Origin of the sequence: Tenacibaculum xiamenense (assembly GCF_964513065.1) — a bacterium.
Classification (GTDB): domain Bacteria; phylum Bacteroidota; class Bacteroidia; order Flavobacteriales; family Flavobacteriaceae; genus Polaribacter; species Polaribacter xiamenense.
In genome coordinates, this window is record NZ_CAZEQU010000030.1 from 124,782 (window position 1) to 151,531 (window position 26,750).

At 34.4% G+C, this 26,750-nt stretch carries 21 protein-coding genes; 5 read left to right on the forward strand and 16 right to left on the reverse strand.

The window, feature by feature from the left end; all coding sequences use genetic code 11:
• The first annotated feature begins 111 nt into the window (after positions 1-111).
• Positions 112-591, forward strand: coding sequence for a TlpA family protein disulfide reductase (locus ACKTTV_RS10630; RefSeq protein ID WP_408030823.1), 480 nt, complete (start codon positions 112-114; stop codon positions 589-591).
• Positions 592-613: 22 nt separating this feature from the next.
• Entirely contained in the window at positions 614-2,266 is a 1,653-nt protein-coding gene (locus tag ACKTTV_RS10635; RefSeq protein ID WP_408030824.1) for a DUF6029 family protein, read from the forward strand.
• A 36-nt stretch (positions 2,267-2,302) separates the two neighbouring features.
• Here ACKTTV_RS10635 and rsmG read toward each other — a convergent pair whose 3' ends face one another.
• Entirely contained in the window at positions 2,303-2,932 is a 630-nt protein-coding gene (rsmG, locus tag ACKTTV_RS10640) for a 16S rRNA (guanine(527)-N(7))-methyltransferase RsmG (protein ID WP_408030825.1), read from the reverse strand.
• 144 nt (positions 2,933-3,076) lie between these two features.
• Here rsmG and ACKTTV_RS10645 point away from each other — a divergent pair, with 144 nt between their 5' ends.
• A complete protein-coding gene (locus ACKTTV_RS10645) occupies positions 3,077-4,168 on the forward strand; it encodes a fatty acid desaturase family protein (protein ID WP_408030826.1) in 1,092 nt (363 codons plus the stop codon).
• Positions 4,169-4,194: 26 nt separating this feature from the next.
• Positions 4,195-5,400: a pyridoxal phosphate-dependent aminotransferase gene (locus tag ACKTTV_RS10650; protein ID WP_408030827.1), complete on the forward strand. Its 1,206-nt coding sequence runs from the start codon at positions 4,195-4,197 to the stop codon at positions 5,398-5,400.
• Positions 5,401-5,454: 54 nt separating this feature from the next.
• Here the strand turns inward: ACKTTV_RS10650 and ACKTTV_RS10655 are convergent, their stop codons facing one another.
• Genes ACKTTV_RS10655 through ruvB form a run of 6 tightly spaced genes read right to left on the reverse strand, consistent with a single transcriptional unit; the run spans position 5,455 to position 11,633 of the window.
• Complete coding sequence (locus tag ACKTTV_RS10655) at positions 5,455-5,721, reverse strand: heavy-metal-associated domain-containing protein (protein WP_408030828.1); 267 nt, start codon at positions 5,719-5,721, stop codon at positions 5,455-5,457.
• 10 nt (positions 5,722-5,731) lie between these two features.
• Positions 5,732-6,112: a rhodanese-like domain-containing protein gene (locus ACKTTV_RS10660; RefSeq protein WP_408030829.1), complete on the reverse strand. Its 381-nt coding sequence runs from the start codon at positions 6,110-6,112 to the stop codon at positions 5,732-5,734.
• Between the two features lie 4 nt (positions 6,113-6,116).
• On the reverse strand, positions 6,117-7,526 hold the full coding sequence (locus ACKTTV_RS10665; protein ID WP_408030830.1) for an MBL fold metallo-hydrolase: 1,410 nt from the start codon (positions 7,524-7,526) through the stop codon (positions 6,117-6,119).
• Between the two features lie 22 nt (positions 7,527-7,548).
• The gene (locus ACKTTV_RS10670) at positions 7,549-9,273 is read right to left on the reverse strand and encodes a SulP family inorganic anion transporter (protein ID WP_408030831.1); all 1,725 of its coding nucleotides are present in this window, start codon (positions 9,271-9,273) and stop codon (positions 7,549-7,551) included.
• A 21-nt stretch (positions 9,274-9,294) separates the two neighbouring features.
• The gene (locus ACKTTV_RS10675; RefSeq protein ID WP_408030832.1) at positions 9,295-10,596 is read right to left on the reverse strand and encodes a hypothetical protein; all 1,302 of its coding nucleotides are present in this window, start codon (positions 10,594-10,596) and stop codon (positions 9,295-9,297) included.
• Positions 10,597-10,610: 14 nt separating this feature from the next.
• On the reverse strand, positions 10,611-11,633 hold the full coding sequence (gene ruvB, locus ACKTTV_RS10680) for a Holliday junction branch migration DNA helicase RuvB (RefSeq protein WP_408030833.1): 1,023 nt from the start codon (positions 11,631-11,633) through the stop codon (positions 10,611-10,613).
• A gap of 328 nt (positions 11,634-11,961) precedes the next feature.
• On the opposite strand from ruvB, the gene ACKTTV_RS10685 reads away from it, so the two are divergent.
• A complete protein-coding gene (locus tag ACKTTV_RS10685) occupies positions 11,962-14,640 on the forward strand; it encodes a GEVED domain-containing protein (protein ID WP_408030834.1) in 2,679 nt (892 codons plus the stop codon).
• A gap of 39 nt (positions 14,641-14,679) precedes the next feature.
• Here the strand turns inward: ACKTTV_RS10685 and ACKTTV_RS10690 are convergent, their stop codons facing one another.
• The 9 genes from ACKTTV_RS10690 to ACKTTV_RS10730 all read right to left on the reverse strand — a co-directional run bounded on the left by ACKTTV_RS10690 (position 14,680) and on the right by ACKTTV_RS10730 (position 26,638).
• Entirely contained in the window at positions 14,680-15,054 is a 375-nt protein-coding gene (locus ACKTTV_RS10690; protein WP_408030835.1) for a hypothetical protein, read from the reverse strand.
• Between the two features lie 95 nt (positions 15,055-15,149).
• Complete coding sequence (locus ACKTTV_RS10695; RefSeq protein ID WP_408030836.1) at positions 15,150-16,919, reverse strand: cytochrome c oxidase subunit I; 1,770 nt, start codon at positions 16,917-16,919, stop codon at positions 15,150-15,152.
• A gap of 33 nt (positions 16,920-16,952) precedes the next feature.
• Positions 16,953-17,960, reverse strand: coding sequence for a cytochrome c oxidase subunit II (locus tag ACKTTV_RS10700; protein WP_408030837.1), 1,008 nt, complete (start codon positions 17,958-17,960; stop codon positions 16,953-16,955).
• Positions 17,961-17,994: 34 nt separating this feature from the next.
• Positions 17,995-19,614 (reverse strand): quinol:cytochrome C oxidoreductase, encoded by a 1,620-nt coding sequence (locus ACKTTV_RS10705; protein WP_408030838.1) that lies wholly within the window; start codon positions 19,612-19,614, stop codon positions 17,995-17,997.
• 22 nt (positions 19,615-19,636) lie between these two features.
• A complete protein-coding gene (locus ACKTTV_RS10710) occupies positions 19,637-20,185 on the reverse strand; it encodes a c-type cytochrome (protein WP_408030839.1) in 549 nt (182 codons plus the stop codon).
• 10 nt (positions 20,186-20,195) lie between these two features.
• Positions 20,196-20,723: a DUF3341 domain-containing protein gene (locus ACKTTV_RS10715; protein WP_408030840.1), complete on the reverse strand. Its 528-nt coding sequence runs from the start codon at positions 20,721-20,723 to the stop codon at positions 20,196-20,198.
• Entirely contained in the window at positions 20,713-22,113 is a 1,401-nt protein-coding gene (nrfD, locus tag ACKTTV_RS10720) for an NrfD/PsrC family molybdoenzyme membrane anchor subunit (protein ID WP_408030841.1), read from the reverse strand. Before nrfD ends, ACKTTV_RS10715 begins: the two co-directional genes overlap by 11 nt.
• Positions 22,114-22,139: 26 nt before the next feature.
• Entirely contained in the window at positions 22,140-25,298 is a 3,159-nt protein-coding gene (locus ACKTTV_RS10725; RefSeq protein WP_408030842.1) for a TAT-variant-translocated molybdopterin oxidoreductase, read from the reverse strand.
• A gap of 32 nt (positions 25,299-25,330) precedes the next feature.
• Positions 25,331-26,638: a c-type cytochrome gene (locus tag ACKTTV_RS10730; protein ID WP_408030843.1), complete on the reverse strand. Its 1,308-nt coding sequence runs from the start codon at positions 26,636-26,638 to the stop codon at positions 25,331-25,333.
• Positions 26,639-26,750 lie beyond the last annotated feature (112 nt).

A 26,750-nucleotide genomic window follows, 5' to 3' on the forward strand; every position in this document is an offset into this window, starting at 1 on the left:
AAAATAACACAACTTTACCCTAAAAAAAATAACAAAAAAACAAAAAGAAACTTTAGGGAAAACTCTTTGCTTTTTGTTACAATAAATAGAACAATTAAAACTATAGAAACTATGAGATCTTTTTTTATTGGTTGTTTGTTACTTACAACCATCAACGCTTTTTGTCAAAAAAAGCTTCCAAACAAAAACGTTTATCATTTAAATAACACCTCTGTCAGCATTTTAGACGAAATTGATAATAGTAAAATAACCATTGTTAGTTTTTGGGCTACTTGGTGCGTTCCTTGTCTTAATGAACTTGATACGATAAGTGAAGTGTATGAAGAGTGGCAAGATGAACTAAATGTTGAATTAATAGCTGTTTCAACAGACGATTCAAGGTCTCAAAAAAGAGTAAAAGCATTAGTCAACGGAAAAGGTTGGCCATATAAAGTTTTATTGGATAAAAATCAAGAGTTAAAAAGAGCCTTGAATATTCATACGATTCCTGAGCTTATTATCGTAAAAGAAGGAAAGATTATCTATCGACACTCTGGATACTCTCCAGGTTTTGAAGATGAACTTTATGAAATCATAAAAGAAAACTCTTAACCAATAAAACACTTACTACTTAATGAAAAAAATATACATAACGCTTTTGAGCTGTTTTTCATTCAGTTTTATATTAAAAGCACAAGACGATCATAACCTATCTATAGGTTTTGAATCGAACTCACAATACTATGTTGATGATTCGAAAACCGGTCCATTTATGGAACCTGAAAGATTTAGATCAAACAACTATTTAGCTGTACTTTATGAGTACAAAGACTTTTATGCTGGAATTCAAGCTGAAAGTTATTCTCCTATGGCTTTATTGAATTACTATTCTGGATTTGAAAAAACAAACCTTGGTTTGTATTACGCAGGATATAAAAACAAGAAGTTTGAGGTTACACTAGGTCATTTTTATGAACAATTTGGTAATGGTTTATCATTAAGATCATGGGAAGATCGTCAATTAGGAATCAACAATGCACTACGAGGCGCAAGAATAAAATATTACCCAACCGATTTTATTGAGTTGAAAGCCATCTATGGTAAACAAAGAGCAGGCTTCGAGCACTCAAAAGGAGATATTTTTGGATTCGATTCAAATATCGGTTTATCTGATCTTCTTAATCTTGAAAATTCATATTTATCATTTGGTTTAAGTTATGTCGGAAGAAACGACAAAACTGCTGTAACAAGTTTTGACTTGCCTGAAATGACTAATATTTTTGGAGGAAGAATTGATTTTTCTTCTGGTAACTTTTACTCTGGTGTTGAATTCTTAACTAAAAATGACGATGCCATTTATGTTATGAATCAACCAAGAGGTGCTGAAAAAGGGAATGCCTTTTTCTTAAACTTTGGATATACAAAAAAAGGACTCGGTGTTGATGTAACTTTAAGAAGATTAGAAAACATGGGCTTCTATTCTGACAGGGAGGCAACGGGAAATGTATTCAATCAGTATATCATAAACTATTTACCTGGGTTAACCAAACAACATGACTATTTGCTTACTAATATATATGTTTATCAAGCTCAAGCTCAAGGAGCTTTTAGTCCTATTCCTAAGTTCGGAGAAATTGGAGGTCAAATAGACTTCTTTTACAAATTTAAAAAAGGATCAGCTTTAGGAGGTAAATATGGAACTAAGGTCGCAGTCAATGCTTCGTATTGGGCAGGACTTAAAGGTGAAGCCGACTTAAGTAATTCTTCTAGATTTACTTATAACGCATCAACATTTGGCTTTGGTGAAAAATACTTTTCAGACTTTAGTTTAGAAATTCGTAAAAAATGGTCAAAACAATGGAGCAACATATTCTATTTTGTAAATCAGTACTACAATAAAAGATATATTGAAGAAACAGCTGGAGATGTTAATGCCAATATCTTAGTTGGAGAAACAACCTATAAAATGGGTGGTGGAAAATCTTTGAGATTTGAAGCTCAACACCTATGGACTGAAGACGATAGAAAGAATTGGGTTGGTGGAACTATCGAATATAATCTTTCTTCTCGATTAGGTTTCTATTTAAACGATATATACAACTACGGTAGCGATGATCCTGATGAGAAAATTCACTACTACAATTTTGGAGGTAATTACACTTACAAATCGTATCGTTTTAGTTTAAATTACGGTAGGCAACGTGGTGGACTTATCTGTGTAGGCGGTGTATGTAGAAATGTACCAGAAAGTACAGGACTTACCGCAAATATCAGTATGAGCTTTTAAAAACTAAAAAAGCGAGCTTCTAAAGCTCGCTTTTTTTTATCCTTTATATTTTATTGGTAAATGAACTACCTTTTTGGTTTCAAAAAATTCTTCATCAAAATAATTCGGTAAATCATAAATAGTGGCTTTTGGAAATTTTGCCAATTCTTCGCTTAAATCTCCTCCTTTCAAGTACAAAATTCCATTCTTTAGTTCATGATTTTGTTTTTTATGAACCTTTCCTTTAATCCATCTATGAAAGGTTTCCATTTGAGCTACAGCTCTGCTTACAATGAAATCATAAGTATCTTTAACTTCTTCAACCCTTCCATGCGTAGTTTTAACATTTTCCAATCCTAAACCATCAACTACCTCATTCACTACTTTTATTTTCTTCCCAATTGAATCAACCAAATGAAATTTAGTCTCAGGAAATAAAATCGCCAATGGAATACCAGGAAAGCCTCCTCCAGTACCAACATCCATGACTTTTGCTCCTGATTCAAATTGCATTACCTTAGCAATCCCCAATGAATGCAATACATGACGTAAGTAGAGTTCATCTATATCTTTACGAGAAACCACATTAATTTTTAGGTTCCAATCTTCATACAGCTCTTGCAATTTAGCAAACCTACTCTCTTGTTCATCAGAAAGGTTTGGAAAGTATTTTTTTATGATTTCCATCGATAATATTTTCTCTGCAAAAATAAAAAACTAAATTGGTATTGTTAATTTTTACTTGAAAGATATTATTCTAGTTAAAAAGTCGTTTTATACGGTAACAGTAACATAAAAAAAATTATTTTTGCTTTTCTTAACAAACAACAAATGAAGACAATAAACTTCTCCCGAATTGACAAACAAAAGTTCTTTAGAACTTTAAATAAACGAGTAAACAATTACTTCAAAGAAAACGATATTAAACGTACAGGTAATTGGAAGCTTTACAGCAAAGCTATTATTATGTTTGCCATATTCCTTATCCCTTTTGTTCTAATCTTAACAATTGATATGTCTCAATGGATTAAGTTAGTATTAGCTGTTGTTATGGGGGTTGGCATGGCTGGTGTCGGTATGAATGTAATGCACGATGCAAACCACGAATCTTTTTCAAGTAATAAGTGGGTTAATAAAATAATGGGTAGTAGTATTTATATTTTGGCAGGAAATGTTTACAACTGGAAAGTTCAACATAATGTACTTCACCATACGTACACAAACATTAAAGACCATGATGAGGACATAGATGCAGGAAGAATTATCCGATTTTCTGAACATTCAAACTGGTTATGGATTCATAAGTTTCAAAAGTATTACTCTTTTTTCTTATATGGTTTATTAACCATTAACTGGGCTATTACTACTGATTTCAAACAAATGAGAAGTTACCTAAAAAGAAAGTTATCGTATGGTAAGTTTCCAAACCCTGCGACAGAATGGACGAAATTAGTTATTTCAAAACTTGCATATTATGCACTATGGATTGTACTTCCAATACTTGTACTTAATATTGCCTGGTGGAAAGTTTTAATTGGTTTCTTTGTTATGCATTATACGGCTGGAATTATATTGAGTGTTATTTTTCAGTTAGCACATGTTGTTCCTAAAACTGAAATGCCATTGCCTGACGAAAATGGAAATATGAAAAACACTTGGGCAATTCACCAATTATACACTACGGCAAACTTTGCTCCAAAAAACTGGTTAATCAACTTTTATACAGGTGGCTTAAACCATCAAGTTGAACACCATATTTTCCCTAACATTTCTCACATTCACTATAATAAGTTAGCGAAAATTGTAAAGGAAACTGCAAAAGAGTTTAACCTTCCTTACAATGAGTACCAAACAACGAGAAGAGCTATTATTGAACACTTTAAACATTTAGCGGAATTAGGAAAAAAACCGCAATTAGCATAGAATCAACAACACAATTTATACAAACAATGTCAAACGAACTATCAAACAGAATTAAAAGCTTACCTGTTTCACAAACTTTAGCCATGGCTGCAAAAGCTAGAGAGCTAAAAAATGCAGGTAAAGACATTATAAGTTTAAGTTTAGGAGAACCAGATTTTAACACTCCTGATTTCATTAAAAATGCCGCAATTGAGGCCATTAACCAAGATTATAACTCTTATACTCCAGTTGACGGTTATGCAGAGCTTAAAGATGCTATTTGTGCAAAATTTAAGCGTGATAATAATTTAGAGTACACTCCAAGTCAAATTGTAGTTTCAACAGGAGCAAAGCAATCTATTGCGAATATAGCTCAGGTTTTATTAAATCCTGGAGATGAAGTTATTTTACCTGCACCTTATTGGGTTAGTTACTCGGCAATCGCAACACTTTGTGAAGCTAAGTTCGTTGAAATTCCTTCGAGTATCGACAACGACTTTAAAATTACTCCTGAGCAATTAGAAGCTGCAATTACGCCAAAAACAAAAATGATTTTCTTCAACTCACCAAATAACCCAAGTGGATCAATTTACAGTGAAGAAGAATACAGAGCTTTGGCAGCTGTTTTAGAAAAGCACCCACAAATTTATATCCTTTCGGATGAAATTTATGAACACATAAACTATGGTAGCAAATTATTTAGTTTTGCAGCTATTGAAAGTATGTTTGACAGAACCATTACTGTAAATGGTTTGGCAAAAGCTTTTGCTATGACTGGATGGAGAATTGGATATATTGGTGCTCCTGAATGGATTGCTAAGGCTTGTACTAAAATGCAAGGTCAAATTACTTCTGGAACTAATTGTATTGCTCAGAGAGCAGCGATAACGGCTGTTTCGGCTGATCCTTCAGAAATCAAATATATGGTTGAGGAGTTTAAGAATAGAAGAGATTTAGTACTGCAGTTATTAGGAGAAATTGAAGGTTTTAAATTAAACGTTCCGGAAGGTGCTTTTTATGTATTCCCAGATATTTCAGCTTTCTTTGGAAAAACATTAAAAGGAAAAGAAATCAAAAATGCGAACGATTTCTCAATGTTCTTGTTAGAGGAAGCTAATGTTGCTACTGTAACAGGAGATGCCTTTGGAGCTCCAGATTGTATTAGAATGTCTTATGCTGCTTCTGAACTACAATTAAGAGAAGCTATAAAAAGAATTAAAGAAGTATGTAAATTAACATCAGAACTAGTGTAATCGCATTAGTTTTTATAAATAAAAAAAAGCGAGATGAATTCATCTCGCTTTTTTTTATTTACTCATTTTACCAGTAGCACAACTTACAAACGATTTTGCTTTATGTAGTACTGTATTTTTGTCTCCAACTTCAGGATAACCTAGTTTCGATAACTTTTCTTTAACTTGAGTGACAATACCACTAGATGCAACAAATGTTACTAATGATTCGTCAACACTAATTTCTACATTGTCAACCCCTTTAATTGAAGAGATTCCTTTTTTTATTGTGTTGGCGCATCCTCCACACTTTAAATTCTCTATATATATTTCTTGTTTCATGTGTTTTGATTTATTCATTTTCTTTTTTCCAGTTCAAATATCCACCTTCCAAATTATAAACTTTAAATCCTTTTTCTGTTAACATTTCCGCGGCAATAATACTTCTACCTCCTGATCTACAATATAAATACACCGGGGTATCTACTTTTAAAAGTTTAAGAGCTTTTTCCTCAAAGTTATCAGAAGTAACATCAATATTCATCGCTTTATTGATCATTCCTCTTTTACATTCCTCGGGAGTTCTCACATCCACTAATTGGATTTCTGAATGTGTGCTTAAAACCGTTTGTAAATCCGATACTCTTATATCAACAATATTCTGGCTTTGTTCTTTACATGCTATTATTAAAAGTACAAATACCACAGAAAACACCTTTATCAGTTTCGCCATACATTTATTTTAATGTCGAAGGACAAACATATTCTGTTCTTGGTATAGAAGTCTCTTTAATATCTTTATATCCACCAGCAACATCAATAACATGATGATACCCTCTTGCTTTCAATATAGATGCTGCAATTACAGAACGATACCCTCCCGCACAATGTACATAAAAATCTTGATCTGTTGGGAATTCTTGAATATGATTATTGATAAAATCTAATGGAGTGTTTGGTACATTTTCAATGTGCTCACTTTGGTATTCTCCTGGTTTTCGCACATCAAACACAGGTATGTTCCCTGACAATCTTTTTTCCAACTCTAAGGCCGAAATAGACTCTAAAGAATCTATTTCTTTTCCTGATTCTTTCCACTTATCGAAACTACCATCTAAGTACCCTAAAACATTGTCAAAGCCAACTCTTGACAACCTTGTAATTGCTGTTTCTTCTTCCCCTCTTGGAGCAACCAATAAAATAGGTTGAGAAACATCTTTTATTAAAGCGCCTACCCAAGGAGCAAATGTTCCTTTTAAACCAATAAAAATAGATTGAGGTATAAATCCTTTAATAAATTCCGATTGATGCCTTACATCCAAAATTATCGCGTTCGTTTCATTCGCTCTTTTCTCAAAATCATCTGCTGAAAGTCCTTTAGTACTATCTTTTATTACATCATCAATAGATTTGTATCCTTCCTTGTTCATTTTTACATTTAACGGAAAGTACTCTGGAGGAGGTAATAAGCCATCAGTAACTTCTTTGATAAACTCTTCTTTTGTCATATCATGACGTAAAGCATAATTTGTTTTCTTTTGATCACCAATGGTTCCTACCGTTTCCTTGCTCAAGTTTTTACCACATGCTGATCCAGCTCCGTGCGCAGGATATACGATAACATCATCTTCTAAAATCATTATTTTATTTCGAAGACTTTCATAAAGCAATCCAGCCAATTCCTCTTGCGTCAAATTTGCCGCTTTCTGCGCTAAATCTGGTCTTCCCACATCTCCTAAAAACAAAGTATCTCCACTAAAAATAGCGTGGTTATTTCCTTCTTTATCTTTCAATAAATAGGTTGTACTTTCCATAGTGTGTCCAGGAGTATGTAATACTGATATTGTGATATCTCCTAATTGAAAAACTTCTCCATCCTCAGCAATGTGAGCGTCAAATTTTGGCGCTGCTGTAGGACCGTAAACAATTGTTGCGCCTGTTTTTTCAGCTAACGTAACATGTCCACTTACAAAATCGGCATGAAAATGCGTTTCGAAAATATACTTGATTTTAGCATTATTTTCATTGGCTTTATTTATATAAGATTGAACTTCCCTCAAAGGATCTATAATGGCAACCTCTCCTCCACTTTCAACATAATATGCTCCCTGAGCCAAACAACCTGTATAAATTTGTTCTATCTTCATAATGTTATTCTAATCTATTGTTTTATCTATACGCCTGATGAATGTATTGTGCGTATTTCTTTTGATTTAAATTATCTCCTGTTTTAAAATAATGTACTGCGCCATTTGCTCTCATAAAAAAGTGATCAATAGAAATTTCATCTAAAACCCCTCCTCTGAACAACGCATCTCTGACTGGTCCTTTTACACCAGCTAAATAAAAAGTAATTTCTTTTTTCTTATAAAATCGAATTCGTTCTATAAGCATATCAACTCCAGTACTATCTACTCTGTTAATACTTTCTGCATCCAATACAATCAATTTTAATGCCTTTCCTTTTTTTCCTGTCATTTCCTCCAATTTATCTCTGAAATATCCAGAATTGGCATAAAAAAGCTGTGCGTCAAATCGAAAAACTAATACTTCATCTTCAATAAGAACCTCTTTAAATCTATTTTTATTCCTATAGAAATCAGAGTCAGGAACTTTTCCCAATTCCGTAACATACGGTCGAGATGTTCTAAAAATTAGTAAGATTAACGACAGCCCTACCCCTATTATAATTCCATATTCAATTCCTAAAAGTAATGTTGAAAAAAAGGTAGCAACAAGTAGCCAAAAATCAAGATTGTTTGCCTTCCATAACCGTTTTGCTTCCTGAACATTTACCAAATTAAATACTGCTACAATAATAATGGCTGCAAGTATAGTTTTTGGCAGGTAATAAAAAATAGGAGTTAAAAACAGCAATGTTAGCACCACTAAAATGGCCGATACAATTGCAGAAACACCAGTTTTACCCCCCGATTCAGCATTAATAGCTGATCGAGAAAAACTCGATGCTGAGGGATACGCCTTAAAAAATGACCCCAAAATATTACTCAACCCTAAAGCTATTAATTCTTGATTTGGTTGTACTCTATACTCATCCTGTTTTGCCTCTAATGTTTTTCCTATTGAAATCGTTTCGAGGTAACCTACCATTACAAGTGTTAATGCTATTGGCATTAGCTCCTTAATTAAGGGAATATCAATAGTAGGTATTGAAAAAGCAGGTAATCCTGATGGAATATCTTTTACAATGGCAACTCCAACCCAACTCTCTCCAAAATACTTTATTAAAACAATTCCAAGAGTTACTACAATTAAGGCATTTGGAATTTTTCTATTCAATCTTCTAAAGAAAATGATAATACCACAGGCCACGACACCAATAATAGTGGTATTTCTATTGAAGAACTGAATTCTATTAAAAATATCTTCAAGTAGAATATGAACTTGGTCGCTTTGAAGAAACTCAACCCCTAACAGATTTTTGAATTGATTTAAACCAATAATTAAAGCTACAGCTGATGTAAATCCAGTAATAACTGGTCTTGACAAAAAGTTAACTATAAAGCCCAATTGAAAAATTCCCATGAGAAATTGTATACTCCCTACTACCAACGCTAACAATATTGCTATTGAAATATAACTTTCGGATCCAACTAATGCTAACGTCGAAACTCCAGTGGCTACAATTAAAGAATCCATTGCTACTGGTCCAATTGCAACTTGTCTTGAAGAACCGAAAATTGCATAAACAACTTGAGGAATTAACGCTGAGTATAAACCGTAAATTGGAGGTAACCCTGCGATAAGTGCATAAGCAATACCTTGTGGAATTAGAACAATTGCGACTGTAACACCTGCAATTATATCATTTTGCAAGTATTCTTTTTCGTAATTGGGTAACCAACTAAAAATGGGTATTAACTTTTTAATCATTTTCATTTTAACCTAACTACTTTAATTTTTAGGTTGATAATAAAAAGGAATATTCCAATTTAAAAAAACTCCTTTATCGCTTACCTTTTCTATTTTAATCTCATTTAATCCAATGGGTAATTTCGATATATCAATAAAAGAAACAATCCCAAACTGATTTGTTCTATGATGATTATTATATCGTATAAATGTTACCTCAATCTTTTCTCCATTTAAAAAAATACGATGATATTTTTTATAACATTCTTTTAAGTAAAGCGCTCGATACTTTCTTTTATCCTTTCGTGAATTACTAGATGTTTCTTCATATGTTCCACATACAGTTTCCCTCAAAGAATCCTCATAATCGAAAATTGGAATAAAAACTTCTAAAGTATTGCGTTCAATAAAATCTGATTCAATTTCGGGGCTTAGTAAAAAATCTACTTGTTGGTTGCTATCTTTGTAATAATCAGCATAAGTTTTATGAACATCATAATTAGCCGAAAGACGATGTTTAACAAAGTATAAAATGTTGGTTTTCGGAAGTTGAACTACAGCCACCATCATAGCAGAAACTAAAAAAACGAAAACTAAATATACCAATGATTTTTTCTTCTTAAAGTTTGAACCAAAAATCATAGAAACCTGCAAAATATTCTTATAAATTGGTCCAAAAGAAATCATGGATACAAATTTGACAACCTTAAAGTTTAAAAGCTGTAAATTCTCTTTTTCTTTATTATTCTTAAAGTTGGCAAAAACTGACACAACAATTTGAACAATTAAGCTTAAGGCAATAAACATTCCTGGAATCATCAATAAATAACTATTGACATATTCAGAAAGAATGTTGTAAAGCAACAAATAAACACTTGAAAACACAGCTATATAACCATATAACAAAAGAAATGTAAAAGCAATTGAAAATATAACACTACATAATTCATCTACTTTTTGAATTGAATCTTTTAATTTTGGTAGTATTGATAAAATTTTCTCAGTATATATTTTGGAATAAGCACTATCTTCAAGGCTATAATCGGGAAACACAGAATTTAATCCGACTAAACCTACCCAATAAGCTCTTAAAAAAAAATGGATAACAAACATTGCGGCTAAAGCGCTCACTGCTATTAATCCAAAAAAACAGATGAAGTACGCTGTAAAATATTGATTTGGATTAACAGTATCTATAAAGAAGTTGGTTATCCAATTGATACCATCAAAAAGTTGAAATGTACCAAAAATTGCAACCGCAGAAACTAAAAGCTCCGCTTCCCAGCTTTCATCCTTTAGCCTTTGTAGCCAATTTTTAACTTCGTTATTTTTTTCACCATCCATAACGTTATTTTGTGTTAAAACAATTCTCCTTGTGAAGAGCCTTTTATGCGACCTAAATGCTTATAAGCTAAATCAGTTACTTCCCTACCTCTAGGAGTTCTCATAATAAACCCTTGTTGAATCAAAAAAGGTTCATATACTTCTTCAATGGTTTCTGCATTTTCAGCAACAGCCGTAGCCAAAGTAGTTAGTCCAACAGGACCGCCTTTAAACTTATCTATTATTGTACTCAAAATCTTGTTATCCATTTCATCCAACCCATGAGCATCTACATTTAGGGCTTTCAAAGCATACTTCGAAATTTCAATAGTAATACTTCCATCACCTTTAATTTCAGCAAAATCACGAACCCTTCTTAGTAAGGCATTTGCAATACGTGGTGTACCTCTACTCCTTCCTGCAATTTCAATAGCCGCTTCTAATGTGATAGGAACTCCCAATATGTAGGCACTTCTCTCAATAATAGTACTTAATAGTTCTGTGGAATAATAATGTAATCGGCTACTAATACCAAACCTTGCCCTCATTGGAGCAGTTAACAACCCAGAACGAGTTGTAGCTCCGACTAATGTAAACGGTTCTAAATTAATTTGAACTGTTCTTGCGTTTGGTCCAGACTCTATCATAATGTCTATTTTAAAGTCTTCCATCGCTGAGTACAAGTATTCTTCCACTATAGGACTTAACCGATGAATCTCATCAATGAATAAAACATCTCGTTCATCCAAATTTGTCAATAAACCAGCCAAATCACCAGGTTTATCCAGAACTGGTCCAGAAGTAACCTTAATTCCAGCATTTAACTCATTTGCCAAAATATGTGCCAGTGTAGTTTTACCTAGTCCAGGTGGACCATGAAATAAAGTATGATCCAAAGCTTCCCCTCTTCTATTAGCCGCCTCTACAAAAATTTGCAAATTTTCAATTGCCTGATCCTGCCCGGTAAAGTCACTAAAAGAGAGTGGACGCAGTTTCTTTTCTACATCTAACTCTTCATTAGAATAATTATTCTTATCTGGATTTAAGTGTTCGTTCATACTCGTACAAATATACTTCAAATATCGTCTTCACTTTGTAATAAATGTTACTCTGATATATCGAGTTATCTTTTTCCCTCAATTCTTACATTTTAACGATTAGCAGCAAATTACTTATATATTTCTTAAGTATATTAACGTTTTAATCATTATTAAACCTGAAAACCAACCAGTTCAAATGTAAATATACAGAAACAATATTTTAACTATAATTCATAAAAAAATAACATTTTGCCAATTTTTGTGAATAAATTTTTAACTTTACTCGAAAATTACACAATAAGAATAATATTGTAATTTTTGGGAATCATACAAACTAACCCTAATAATGAAATTAAAATACATACCCTTCGCGGTGGCACTGTGCTTTTCTTCTCTACTATTTGGTCAGAAAAGCAATCAGGACGGCCCTCAAAAAGCAACATGGAATGGACAGCTGAAATATCGTTTTGTTCCAAGTATTAAAGAACAAATGAAAAACGGGACTTTTGTTCGTGCAAAAGTCGATGAAAGAAACCTTTATGCCAAGGATAAAAGAGCTAAAGGTAACAAAGTAGTTCCTGGAAAGGGGCTTCCGAAAGGACGTGATCCTTTATTAGATACTCAAAAAAGATCAACTTCTAGAAGAATACAATCTACTAGTCTTACATTCGAAACAACAAATCAAACATCTACACCTTCTGATCCAACGGGTGCGGTTGGTAGAGATTATTATATTGCTGCTTGGAATACAGCATTTAGAATTTTCAATAAAGATGGGACTCCGGCTACTGATGCTGCAAGTTTAGCTACGCTATTTCCTGGTGGTGCGGACGGCGACCCGATTGTTCTTTATGATGCACAAGCTGATAGATATATTGTTACTGAATTTGAGAATGATCCTAATGGTTTTCACGTTGCAATATCGCAAACTAATGACCCTATAAACGGAGGTTGGCATACGTACAGCGCGGACTCGTTTCAAACGGGTACTTTCCCAGACTACACCAAATTTTCAATTTGGTCAGATGGTTACTACGTAACAGCTAACATTTCGGCAAGTAGTGGTGGTAATACAAGAACTGGTCAGGTATGGGCTTTAGAAAGAGACAAAATGCTAGCTGGAGATACTACTGCTAGCATCCAAGCGTTTACGTTAACCGGCATGGTTACAAATGGTTTCTACAGTCCTCAAGTTTTTAATGTAATAGATGACAATCTACCTGCAACAGGGAATGCTACAATAGTATATATGCAAGATGATGCTTGGGCAGGTGTTACAACTGACCATTTAAAATTGTGGGATCTTGATGTTGACTGGACTACCCCAGCGAACTCAACAATATCTGCTCCTACTGAAATACCTGTTACTGCATTTACTGGAGTATTTGATGGAGGTAGTTTCTCAAACTTATCTCAACCTTCTGGTCCAGATATCGATGCAATGCAGGCAACCATTATGAATCAAGCTCAATTCAGAAAGTTTAACACTCATAACTCGGCTGTGTTTAATTTTGTTGTAAATACAGATACAAATAATGAATTAGCTGGTATTAGATGGTACGAATTAAGGCAAACTGGTGACGGTCAACCTTGGTCAATTTACCAAGAAGGTACTTATACTGCTCCTGAAGGAAGACATGCTTTTGGCGCAAGTATGGGGATAGATGGTGCTGGTAACATTGCTATTGCTTACTCTTCGGTAAGCACGAATGAAAGTATATCTCTGAGATACACAGGAAGATTCCATGATGATCCTTTAAATACAATAACTGCGTTAGAAGAACTGATTGTATTAAGTACTTCGGACAATCCAGCAAATAGGTATGCTGATTATTCACATTTAACTGTTGACCCATCAAACGACTCAGATTTTTGGTTTGTGAGTGAATATTTTAATAATGGTGCTCGAAGCAATATGGTTGGTGTTTTTCAGTTATCTGAACCATTACCAAACGATATTGGTATTACTGCTATTACGGCTCCAACGGATGGGAGTCTTACAAATTCGGAATCAATTACAGTCAGACTCCGTAACTTTGGTTCGAATGATCAAACGAACTTTCCTATTAGTTATACCTTAGACGGTGGAACGACGATTACTGAAACATACACAGCTACATTAGGGGCTGGTGCGAGCGCTGAATATACATTTAATACTACAGCGGATTTTTCAGTACTTAATAGAACTTATGAATTGGTTGCTGCCACGGAGCTTAGCACAGATGAAAATGAAAGCAACAATAGCAAAACAGTTAACATTACCACCTCTATTCAGCATTGTATACCTACTGCTACCGATGGATGTAATATCGATGGTATTAAACGATTTGTTTTAGGTACTATAGATGCTGATGACGGTGCTAACGGTTGTAATACAACTGGAGATGTTCGTGGGTATGTTAATCGTAAAGATCTAATGACAGACTTGGATAGAAATGACGAACATACAATGCAAGCTCAACATAATTGGGGAACAAATCCTGATGGTGAATCTTTATCCGCTTGGATTGACTTAGATGATAACGGAACATTTGAAACGGGAGAACAGATTATAACAGGAAGTGTTTTCTCTGTGGCGAATGCTCTTGAAAACTTTACATTCACCCTTCCTCAATCTTCTAATTTAGGAAAGCACGTATTAAGAGTAAAAGCAATTGATAATACTGGAGCTGGAGATATCAATGACCCTTGTAGTGATTATGCTTATGGAGAGGTTCATGATTATCTTGTAAATATTATTGATAGAACTTTAAGTACGGACAATATCACATTAAATAATGCTGAGTTAAAAGTTTTAACGTTACCGAACAAGCAATTTAAGTTTCAGTTAACTACTGATTACTCTGATATATTATCATTTAGAGTATACGACATCTTAGGAAAAACTGTTGTTTTCAACAATATTTCTAAGAATGGTAATAAATATGAATATTCATTAGACATGTCATATGCCAGCGCAGGAACTTACATTGTTAAGATTGGAGGAAAAACAAATTACAAACAATATAAAATACTAGTTAAGTAAATTGTAACTCACAAAAGAATAAAAAAGAGAGGGTAATTATTACTCCTCTCTTTTTTTTATATCTACAATATCTACTGGTCTTGCTTCGTCACATCTATTTTTCATCCTTAAGGAAGTATATTTCACCCATATTTTAGAATTCTTTAATTCCAAATACTTCCCATCGATATTTATAGGATCTAACAACTCACTACTTTTGGTATTAACCAATTTGATAACAGTTGAGCATACATCACCCTTAGACTTGCTATTATCTATTAATTCAGCTTCTAAATACCCTTTATTAATAAGTTCCTTTGCTGTTTCCTTAGTGGACATTTCATTTTCTTTAGAAGTTACTTGTTTAGTGCTATTACATCCCATTAAAATACATAGAAATGCTCCTGCACTAATTTTAAAAAACTTTCGTATCATACTTTAATAATATTTTGAAACAATATAGGCAATTATAACAAAAAAACCTTCGCAAAAATGCGAAGGTTTTTTATATCGTTTTGTAAACTAAATCTTTACGAAGGCTCTTCACCGTCTAATAATGGAGTATCTTGAGACACGAAATCTTTTCCATGTACATACTCTCCATTTTCATCAGTTTTACTATAGTCATATGCCCATCTATGAACCTCTGGAATAGCGCCAGGCCAGTTTCCATGGATATGTTCAACTGGTGTAGTCCACTCTAATGTATTAGAATTCCAAGGGTTTTGTGTAGCTTTTTGTCCTCTATAAATTGAGATAAAATAGTTTGCCAAGAAAATTAACTGAGCTAAACCTCCAATAATAGCCATAACTGTAATAAATACATTAATATCAGCTAAATCATCAAACATTGGGAAGTTAGTATTTGTATAATAACGTCTTGGTAAACCAGCTAAACCAATAAAGTGCATTGGGAAGAATACTCCATATGCAGAAATAATAGTGATCCAGAAGTGCCAGTATCCTAATGTTTTATTCATCATAGTTCCATACATCTTAGGGAACCAATGATAAATACCAGCAAACATTCCAAATAAAGCAGATACTCCCATTACTAAGTGGAAGTGAGCCACTACGAAATATGTATCGTGAACATTAATATCTAATGCAGAATCTCCTAATACAAGACCAGTTAAACCTCCAGTTACGAAAGTAGAAACTAATCCGATAGAGAATAACATTGCTGGGTTCATTTGCAAATTACCTTTCCACAATGTTGTCACGTAGTTGAACGCTTTTACTGCAGAAGGAATTGCAATTAATACCGTAGTAAAAGTAAATACCGATCCTAAAAATGGGTTCATTCCTGATACGAACATATGGTGACCCCATACAATCGTAGATAAGAATGCAATTGCTATAATAGATCCAATCATTGCGCGGTAACCAAAAATTGGTTTACGAGCATTTGTTGAAATAATCTCAGATGTTAATCCTAAGGCTGGTAATAAAATGATATATACCTCAGGGTGTCCTAAGAACCAGAATAAGTGCTCAAATAATACTGGTGACCCTCCCTGATAATGCAATACTTCACCTGAAATAAAGATATCAGAAAGATAGAATGACGTTCCAAAACTTCTATCAAAGATTAATAATAATGCAGCAGATAAAAGTACTGGGAACGAAATAACACCGATAATAGCAGTGATAAAGAAAGCCCACATAGTTAAAGGCAATCTCGTCATCTTCATTCCTTTTGTTCTTAGGTTTAAGACAGTAACAATATAGTTCAACGATCCAATTAGCGATGATGCAATGAAAATCGCCATAGATACTAACCATAATGTCATACCTGCTCCTGAACCAGGAATAGCTTGTGGTAAAGCTGATAAAGGCGGATAAATAGTCCAACCTGCTGATGCTGGTCCAGCTTCTACGAACAATGAAATAACCATTACTACAGATGAAAGGAAAAACAACCAATATGAAACCATGTTTAAGAAACCTGACGCCATATCACGAGCTCCAATCTGTAACGGAATTAATAAGTTAGAGAATGTTCCACTTAATCCCGCAGTTAAAACGAAGAATACCATAATAGTACCATGGATTGTTACCAAAGCAAGGTACATATCTGGGTTCATTACCCCGTCTGTTTGATGATGACCTAAGAATGCTTCAATAATTGAAAAAGAAGTCTCTGGCCAAGCTATTTGTAAACGGAATAACATTGACATAAACACTCCAATAATTCCCATAAACATACCAGTTATTAAAAACTGTTTTGAGATCATTTTATGGTCTGTACTGAAAATGTACTTCGTTACAAATGTTTCTTTGTGATGATGATCTGACATAATCTATATCTTTATATATATTTTAAAAATATCTTACTTAATAACTTGAGCTAAGGTTTTTTGCTCTGACAACCACTTTTTGTATTCCGCTTCTTCTACAACTGTAATTTTCATTTGCATGTTGTAGTGAGATGCTCCACAAATTTTGTTACATAACAATAGGTAGTCAAACTCATATGGATCTTCACCTTTAGCTGTACGAATTTTGTTAATTCCTTTAGTTTTAGCAATCACCTCAGAATTTTGACGCATTTCCTCAGTAGTATACTTCGGAGTAAACGCAAATTGAGTAACCATCCCTGGAACACAGTTCATCTGTGCTCTAAAGTGTGGCATGTAAGCTGAGTGCAATACATCTTGAGAACGGAACTTGAATAATATCTTTTTACCTTTTGGTAAATACAATTCAGTAACCTGCTTGTCATCTTTAGAGTTAGGATCTGACATATCAACTCCCATCGTGTTAATTCCTTTGATGAAATTAACATTTCCAAGACCTAATTCGTTGTCTTCTCCAGCATAACGTGCATCCCATCTAAATTGTTGAGAATATACTTCTATAACAATAGGATTCTCATCGTCTCCGATAGACATTACATTATTCCATTGCCATAATCCGTAACCAATTAATAATACAATTGTGATCGCAGGAATTGTAGTCCAAATTAATTCTAATTTATGACTATCTGCGAAGAACAATGCCTTCTTGTCTTTACGTCCTCTATACTTATAAGAAAAGTAAAAAATAAGAAACTGCATTGCAAACTGAACGATACCTATTAACCAAAACGTAATATTGAATAAATTATCATCATGTTCTCCTTCTATCGAAGCAGACTCAGGTAATAAATAAACATTCATTCCAATTAAACAATATATCATCATTGCGTATAAGAACACTAAAAATCCTATAGCGATCTTACCTTGTGTATCGTTATCTTTATCTGTAGCAATTACAGAACGAAAATTCATAATACGAGTTATCTGCCAAAAGCTAACCCCTATTGCAACTGCTATAAAAATGTAAAATAAAGCGAGCATAATATCTTAACTATTATTGTTTTTAATTTATTAATTAATGATGACTGTTGTCTTCTCCTCTGTGTTCGATCACATAGTAATGGTGTGTTTCACTCTCATGAAGGAAAGGATTTCCTTTTGGTAAAACAGCAGCTTTACTGACCGCGTTAAAGGTTGCAAATATAAATAAACCGATAAAGAATAATATCGCGCTTATCTCACCAATTCCGAATCCCCATTGACCTCCAACAGTACCAGGCATAATCATTACGAATAAGTCTACGTAGTGTCCAACTAATATTGCAACACCTCCTAAGATAACTAACCATGGAATACTCTTGAAATCACTGTTAATTAATAATAAAACAGGGAATGCAAAGTTTAACACAACCATTCCTAAGAAAGGTAACTTGTACTCGTTAAAACGTTGTGCAAAATATGTAGTTTCTTCAGGCATATCAGCATACCATATTAACATAAACTGAGCAAACCATAAGTACGTCCAGAATACAGAGAAACCAAACATAAACTTCGCTAAATCGTGAATATGACTATCATTTACAAATGGTAAAGTTCCTTTTGAACGTAAGTAAATAGTTACCATAGCAATCACAGTTAATGCAGATACTAAGAAGGTAGCTAATACATACCATCCAAATAATGTAGAGAACCAGTGAGGGTCAATTCCCATGATCCAATCCCATGATGCCATAGACTCAGTAACCATAAAGAACACGATGAATCCAACACAAATGTTGTATAAGTTTTTGTGTAACTTTAAGTCACCACCATCTTGTTGAATAGATTTTCTTCTAATGATAAATCTGAAAACATTCCATCCAGTCAAGTAAACAATACTTCTAATTGCCCATCCTGGAACATTCATCCACCAATGTTTCTTATCTACGATAGGATCGTAATTAGGACTTTGAGTATCAAAAACTCCTTCCGCCATCCATGGGAATAAGTGGTTTTGGTGCATCACTGTAAGTATTATGAAAATAATCATAAAAATACTTACATAATGAATATTACTTGTGATAGCCTCCATTACTCTAAAAAGTACTACAGACCATCCTGCGTGAGCAACTCTCTGAGCTGCGTAAAATGCTAATACTAATAAACTAACTCCTAATGAGAACAACATTGCTACATAAAATGCAGACCAAGGTCTATTTTGCATTTGATGAAAAGCGTGTTCCGCATGGTGATCACCGTGGTGGTCTCCATGAGCATTGTCATGATGAGCCACTGGAGCTTCAGCATGCTTCTCTTCTTTATGAGCTTCTTCTTTTGTTTCGTGCGCTACATCTGCAACTACATGCGTAGAATCAACTTTTTCAGTGTGAGCTTCTGCACTATGATCTTCTTCTTTATGCTCTGTAGTAGCTGCTTCACTATGATCAGCAGTTTCAGCATTTGCATGCTCTTCAGACTTGTGTTCTTCTTTATGCGATTCAGAATGAGCGTTACCATCATGATGAGCATCTTCACCATGTGATACAGCTTCACCATGATGACCTCCATGATGTGCTGCAGCAGCTTGTTTTGCTAATATTTCCTTTGCTTCTTCAAGAGTACTAGGAGCTGACATAAAATTATATACAGTACCTAACAAACCTACTACCATTAAAGCAAGCGCAAATATTTTTAATTTTCCTGTAAACTGATACATATCTTTAAATATCTATATAGACTTATTTTAATAATTCGCTTCTTAAACTTTCAACGTACTGTACAACTTGCCAACGCTCTTTGTACCTAAGTTGTGATGCATGGCTTCCCATTACCCCTTTTCCATACATAATCACATGGTAAATATTACCAGCATTTATGTCTCTATCCTTGTAATTTGGAATACCATTGAACTTATCTCTTTGTGATAAAATTCCATTACCATCACCTTTTTTACCGTGACATGCTACACAGTAAATAGTGTACAATTCTTTACCTTTTGCTAAATTCTTTTCGTTAGCTTCTAACGGATTCTTAAGCTCAGCTTTCGCCTTTTCATATCCTTCATTTGTATTAGGAATATCGTAAGCTATTACTCCATTTCTACTAACAGTACCAGCAACTGGTTGTCTGTTTACAGGAACTCCTCCAGCAGAAGTTACTCCATTTGCATCATAAGGAACCGATACATACATATCTGGCATGTATTGTACTTGTGGTTTCCTTTTATCCTTACAAGAAACTATACTAGCACCTACTAATAAAGCTAAAACTATTTTTAAACTTTTCATACTTTCCTTATTAATGCTTTTCTACTACGTTAATTTCAACTGCTCCAGTAGATGCTAACAAAGCCTTTAATTCATCTTCATTATTATTTACTGCTACTTCCATTAAGAAGTGATCATCTGTTGTTCTTGGATCTGGGTTTTCAGCTTCTTTAAAAGGCCATAACTTACTACGCATGTAGAAAGTGATTACCATTAAGTGAGCCGCGAAGAAAACCGTTAATTCGAATAAGATTGGAACAAATGCTGGCATATTTTCAGCCCAAGAAAAACTTGGCTTACCACCAATATCTTGTGGCCAATCAGCAATCATAGTGTACCAAGTTAACCAAACAGCAACTGCAGTACCAGTAATTCCATACAAGAACGCTGTGATCGCTAAACGCGTTGGAGCTAACCCCATTGCCTTATCTAAACCGTGAACTGGAAAAGGTGTATAAACCTCTTCTATATGATGATGTTCTGTTCTTACTTTCTTAACAGCATCCATTAAGATATCATCATCATTGTATAATGCGTGAATTACTTTACTAGTGCTCATTGTTCTTGTCTCTTAATTTTTTAAAATTCTCTCCAGATGATTTCAAGATTGTTTTAACCTCCGCAGTTGGAATTACAGGGAAGGTTCTTGCATATAACAAGAATAAAACACCAAAGAAACCTATTGTTCCAATAAAGATACCTACATCAACGAAAGTAGGCTCAAAACGCCACCAAGTAGATGGTAACTGTCCTTTACTTAATACGATTGCAATAATATCAAAACGCTCAAACCACATTCCAATGTTAATTGCGATAGAAACTAAGAAAGAAACAACGAAACTTCTTCTTAATTTTTTAATCCATAAAATCTGAGGAATGATAATGTTGAAAATCATTAACGACCAGAATGCCCATCCATAAGCTCCAGCTTCTGCACCAAATGATAAGTATGTGTAATTTTCATATGGAGACCCTGTATACCAAGCAATGAAGAACTCAGTAGCATAGGCAACAGCAACGATACCTCCAGTTAAAATAATTACGATATTCATATACTCGATATGTAAACGAGTAATGTATGCTTCTAAATTAGTTACCTTACGCATTACACCTAAAAGTGTTTGTACCATTGCGAATCCTGAGAAGATCGCCCCAGCAACGAAGTAAGGAGGGAAAATTGTAGAGTGCCAACCTGGGTTTACAGATGTTGCGAAGTCAAACGATACAATTGTGTGTACCGAAAGTACTAAAGGAGTAGCTAAACCAGCTAATACTAAAGATACTTCTTCGAAACGTTGCCAGTCTTTAGCTCTACCTGACCATCCGAATGATAATAATGCGTAAATTTTCTTTTGGAAAGGCTTCACAGCTCTATCACGAATGGTTGCGAAGTCAGGTAATAAACCAGTCCACCAGAATACTAATGATACCGATAAATACGTAGAGATCGCGAATACATCCCATAATAAAGGTGAGTTAAAGTTTACCCATAATGATCCGAACTGGTTTGGAATAGGTAATACCCAGTAACCATTCCAAGGACGTCCCATGTGAATAATTGGGAATAAACCTGCCTGAAATACCGCGAAAATTGTCATGGCTTCCGCTGAACGGTTAATTGCCATTCTCCACTTTTGACGGAATAATAATAATACAGCCGAGATCAGGGTACCTGCGTGACCGATACCTACCCACCATACGAAGTTGGTGATATCCCAAGCCCAACCGATGTTTTTACTTAATCCCCATACACCGATTCCGGTTCCAACGGTGTAGAAAATACATCCAAATCCCCATAACATACCTGCTAAAGAAATATAGAATGCTATATACCAATTTTTGTTTGCCTTCCCTTCGATAGGTCTAGCAATATCCTCTGTAATGTCATGATAACTTTTGTTACCTAACACTAAAGGTTCTCTATAAGATGATTCGTAATGAGACGACATAATCTATATACTTGTTTATTTTATTATTAAGCTTCGTTTGTATTTCTTACTTTCACTTGATACACTACATTTGGTTTTGTACCAATATAGTCTAATACATGGAAAGCTCTCTTATCTTCAACTAACGGCGTTACTGGATCTTCTGGATTATTTACATCTCCAAATACCATAGCTCCTGAAGAACATGCCGCAGAACAAGCACAAGCATCATTAAACTCGTCTTTTCTTACCGCTCTACCTTCTTTCTTAGCCTTTAAGATAACTGCTTGAGTAGATTGAATACAGAAAGAACATTTTTCCATAACTCCTCTTGAACGAACAACTACGTCAGGGTTTAATACCATTTTACCGTACTCATTGTTCATATTGAAATCAAACTCATTATTATCAGCATAATTAAACCAGTTGAAACGACGCACTCTATATGGACAGTTGTTTGCACAATAACGAGTACCGACACAACGGTTATATGCCATTTGGTTTTGACCTTGACGACCGTGAGAAGTTGCAGCTACTGGACATACTGTTTCACATGGTGCGTGGTTACAGTGTTGACACATCATTGGTTGGAAAGATACCTGAGGGTTCTCAGCTGGATTTTCCAATGCATCAAATAAATCTCCTTTACTTAGCTTTAAAACTTTTTCGGTATAAAGTCTTTCAACTTCTTGATTCGCAACATTAGGATTTTGAGCTTTAAACTCTTCAAGAGTCATTTCAGCTTGCTCCTTATCGTATTGCTTATCTTGAACTGTAGAAGAATAGTAACGATCGATACGTAACCAAGCCATATCTCTACCTACTCTTAATTCATCTTTACCAACAACAGGAACGTTGTTTTCAGCGTGACAGGCTACAACACATGCCCCACAACCTGTACATGAAGTAAGGTCAATAGATAATTTAAAGTGGTGTCCTAATTCTCTATCATGCTCATCCCATAAATCGATAGTACTACCTTCAACTTCTTGGTGATCGTATGATACCATGAAAGGCTTGTTCCAAGTATGTTTTGGGTCTAAGCTCTTATCATTAACTTCTTTTAATGACGCTTCTCTTAAAATATCATGACGTCCAGCTAATGTACTTTGAACCTGCATACAAGCGAACTTGTGCCATCCTGCAGCCTTTTCAATAGTTACATTGTACTGTACATTATTTCCATCTTTATAGAATGGGTAAGCATTTACACCTACCTGCATTTCTTCTTTCATTCCATGCTTTCTACCATATCCTAAAGCTAGTCCGAATGAACCTTTTGCTTGACCTGGTTGCAAAATAACTGGAATGTTGTTAATAGTTACTCCGTTTACCGTTACGTTAGCGTAGTTACCATCAATTGCCCCTGTATCTTTAACTGGATTTTCGAAACCTAATTCTTTAGCATCAGATAATGATACCGTTAAATAGTTATCCCAAGAAGCACGTGTAATTGGATCTGGCAACTCTTGTAACCACGGGTTATTCGCTTGTTTACCGTCACCTAACGCAGTAGAACTAAATAAGTTTAATTCATATTGAGAAGGCTTCGTTGCTTTTAATAAATCAGCGGCAACTACGGCTACGTCAACTGTAGATTCGAAAGCCGTTGCTTCTTCAGCTTCTCCAGCCTCCACATTGAAATATCCATCATGCAATGCTTGATTCCATGACTTTCCTCCTAATATATTTGTTGCCCAAAACTCTTTTAACGTATCATAGTAGTTTACTGTACTACCAGACCACTTTAATAAAATATCTTGAACCTGACGTGTATTAAATAATGGTTGGATTGTAGGTTGAACTAATCCGTAGTTTCCTTCTGTTACTTTAACATCTCCCCAAGACTCTAAGTAATGTGGAGTTGGTAAGCTATATTGTGCTAAAGCAGAAGTATCATCATTTTGAGTAGATAAAGCTACTGATAATTTCAACTTCTTAACTCCCTCAGCAAAATCGGCAGCGTTTACATGAGAGTAAGCAGGGTTTACATTATAAGTAACTAATCCTGAAACCTTACCAGCTTTCATATCAGCTACTAATTGAGCAACCTGAGCATCGTTACCTTGTCTTGTATTTAAAGGCTTTTTAACGTCGATAATCTCACTACTTAAAGCTTTGTTAATTGCTAAAGCAATGATTTGAGCATTCTTATCATTTAAACCTGTAACAACAACACCTTTCGATCCCGCTTTCTTTAATGCTACAGCTAATTTCTTAACCTCTGCATCAGCTGGAGTAGCTTTTGAAGGTAAGTTACCTCCAGTTACCTCGTTGTATAGGTTGATTAAAGCAAACACCTGATCCGATGGTTTAATTACCACACGTTTATCAGCATTTGCACCAGTTAATGAAAGGTTACTTTCTAACTGAACATGGTAAGACATTTTACCAGAATTCACTCGTCTTCCATCTAAGTAACTCTTTTCAAAACCTCCATGCCAATCTCCTAAGAAATCAGCACCAATAGAAGCTATTACTCCCGCTTTTGAGAAGTCATAGTTAGGTAAAGCTCTTTTACCATACATTGCTTCAAAAGCTTCTAATGCTCCATTTTCAGAAATTGCATCATAAACTACATGCTTAACATTTGGATAAGCTGTAATGAAATCAGCGATTACTTTTTCAGTTGAAGGACTTGCCAAAGTACCAGTTAATAAAACAACAGGCTCGTTAGCGTCTTTTAACTTCGTAAGTTTTTCAACAATTTCTTTATCTAAATCATTCCAGGTGATATTTACTTCACCTTTCTTTGGTTCTTTTAAACGTAATTTATCATCATATAATGATAATACAGAAGCTACAGTTCTTGCATTAATATCAGCACCTGCTTCCTTGTTAGGCATAACCAAAATTGGTCTACCTTCTCTAGTTTTAACTAAAACGTTCGCAAAATCAAATCCGTCTGCCATCGTAGTTGCATACCAATCTGCTATTCCAACTACCACATCATTAGGTTGCACTACATAAGGAATTGATTTTCTAACTGGACCTTCACAGGCAGCTAATGAAGCTGCTGCAGTTGTGAATCCAACATACTTTAAAAAATCTCTACGCGAAGTTGACGAAGTTTCTAATGTTTCTTTATCCCCTAAAAACTCATCAGTAGGTATTTCTTGAACGAACTCTTTATTACGTAGCGTTTCAACAATAGAACTATTATTTAGTTCCTCAACACTTTGCCAGTATTTTTTGTTTGAAGCCATTTATATACGTGTTTTTCTACTTTCTAATTTGATTAATAGTGGCACTTACCACACTCTTTTCCTCCTAATTGAGCAATTGTTACTTGCTCTACTCCGTACTTCTCAGCTAATTCTTTGTGAATCTTAGCGTAGTACTCATTACCCTTTAAGTCAACCTTAGTTTCCTTATGACAATCGATACACCATCCCATAGTTAAAGGAGAATATTGATATACTTCATCCATCTCTTCGACAGGTCCATGACATTTCTGACATTTTAAACCTGCTACAGTTACGTGTTGAGAGTGGTTATAATATGCAAAGTCTGGTAAGTTGTGAATTCTCACCCACTTAATTGGCTTTGTGTTTCCTGTATATTCTAATTTTTCAGCATCCCATCCAGCAGCATCATAAATCTTTTGAATCTCTCCATCTAAATCTTTCTTAGTTAAAGCGATTCCATCCATAATTACTTTAGTATCTTCTGCTACCTCAGAAATATTCTTATGACAGTTCATACAAACATTTACAGAAGGAATTCCTGAATGTTTACTATGCTTAGCTGCAGAGTGACAGTATTGACAATCAATCTTGTTGTCACCAGCGTGAATTTTATGTGAAAATGCGATTGGCTGAATTGGTTGATATCCTGTATCAACTCCAACCTTAAATAAAGTACCGAATAAGAAATAAGCAGTCATTAATGCTGCAAAGATCACAAACAATACGTGTAAGAAAGTGTTCTTTTTGATTCCTGCCCATAACTCAGCTGCATTACCTAATAATCCAGGAGTTTTTGGAGCACCTTTTAGCTCACTAATTGTTTTTAATAAACTTCCAATAATTAAGAAAGCAACAATAATTGCAGCCGCTAAAATGTAGATCAACCATTTTGGAGCATCACCTTCTGTACTTCTCTCTCCATTAGGACCATCCTTTTGATCTACCACTTTTTTAACTGGGCCAACAGTCGTATAATAAAGAATATCATCAATATTCTTATCAGTTAACTGAGGAAATGCGGTCATGTTTGACCCCTTATACTCTTCATAAATAGCAATCGCATCCTTATCGCCTGTTGCTCTTAAAGCTGCATTGTCTTTAATCCAAGCCTTTAACCAATCATTCTCTCTTCTTTCTTCAACACCTTTAAGGTTAGGACCAATTAATTTCTTCTTTAAATTAAGGTCATGACAAGAAGCACAAAGAGATTTAAATAATTTTCTTCCTTCCTTTTGACGAGCTTCATCAACTCCACCATCTTGCGAGTAGACTGAAAAACTAACTAAAAAAACTAAAAAGAAAGCTAAACCCTGTAAGAGTGTTCGAGTTAATTTACTGTGATGATTCACACTTTTCATACTATAAAATATAAGTTTTGTATCGATTTTGGTACAATTCTTTCTGCAAACCGCACAAAAAACAGGGATTACAGAAAGTTGCACAAAAGTACTACTTCTGTCTAAATTGTGA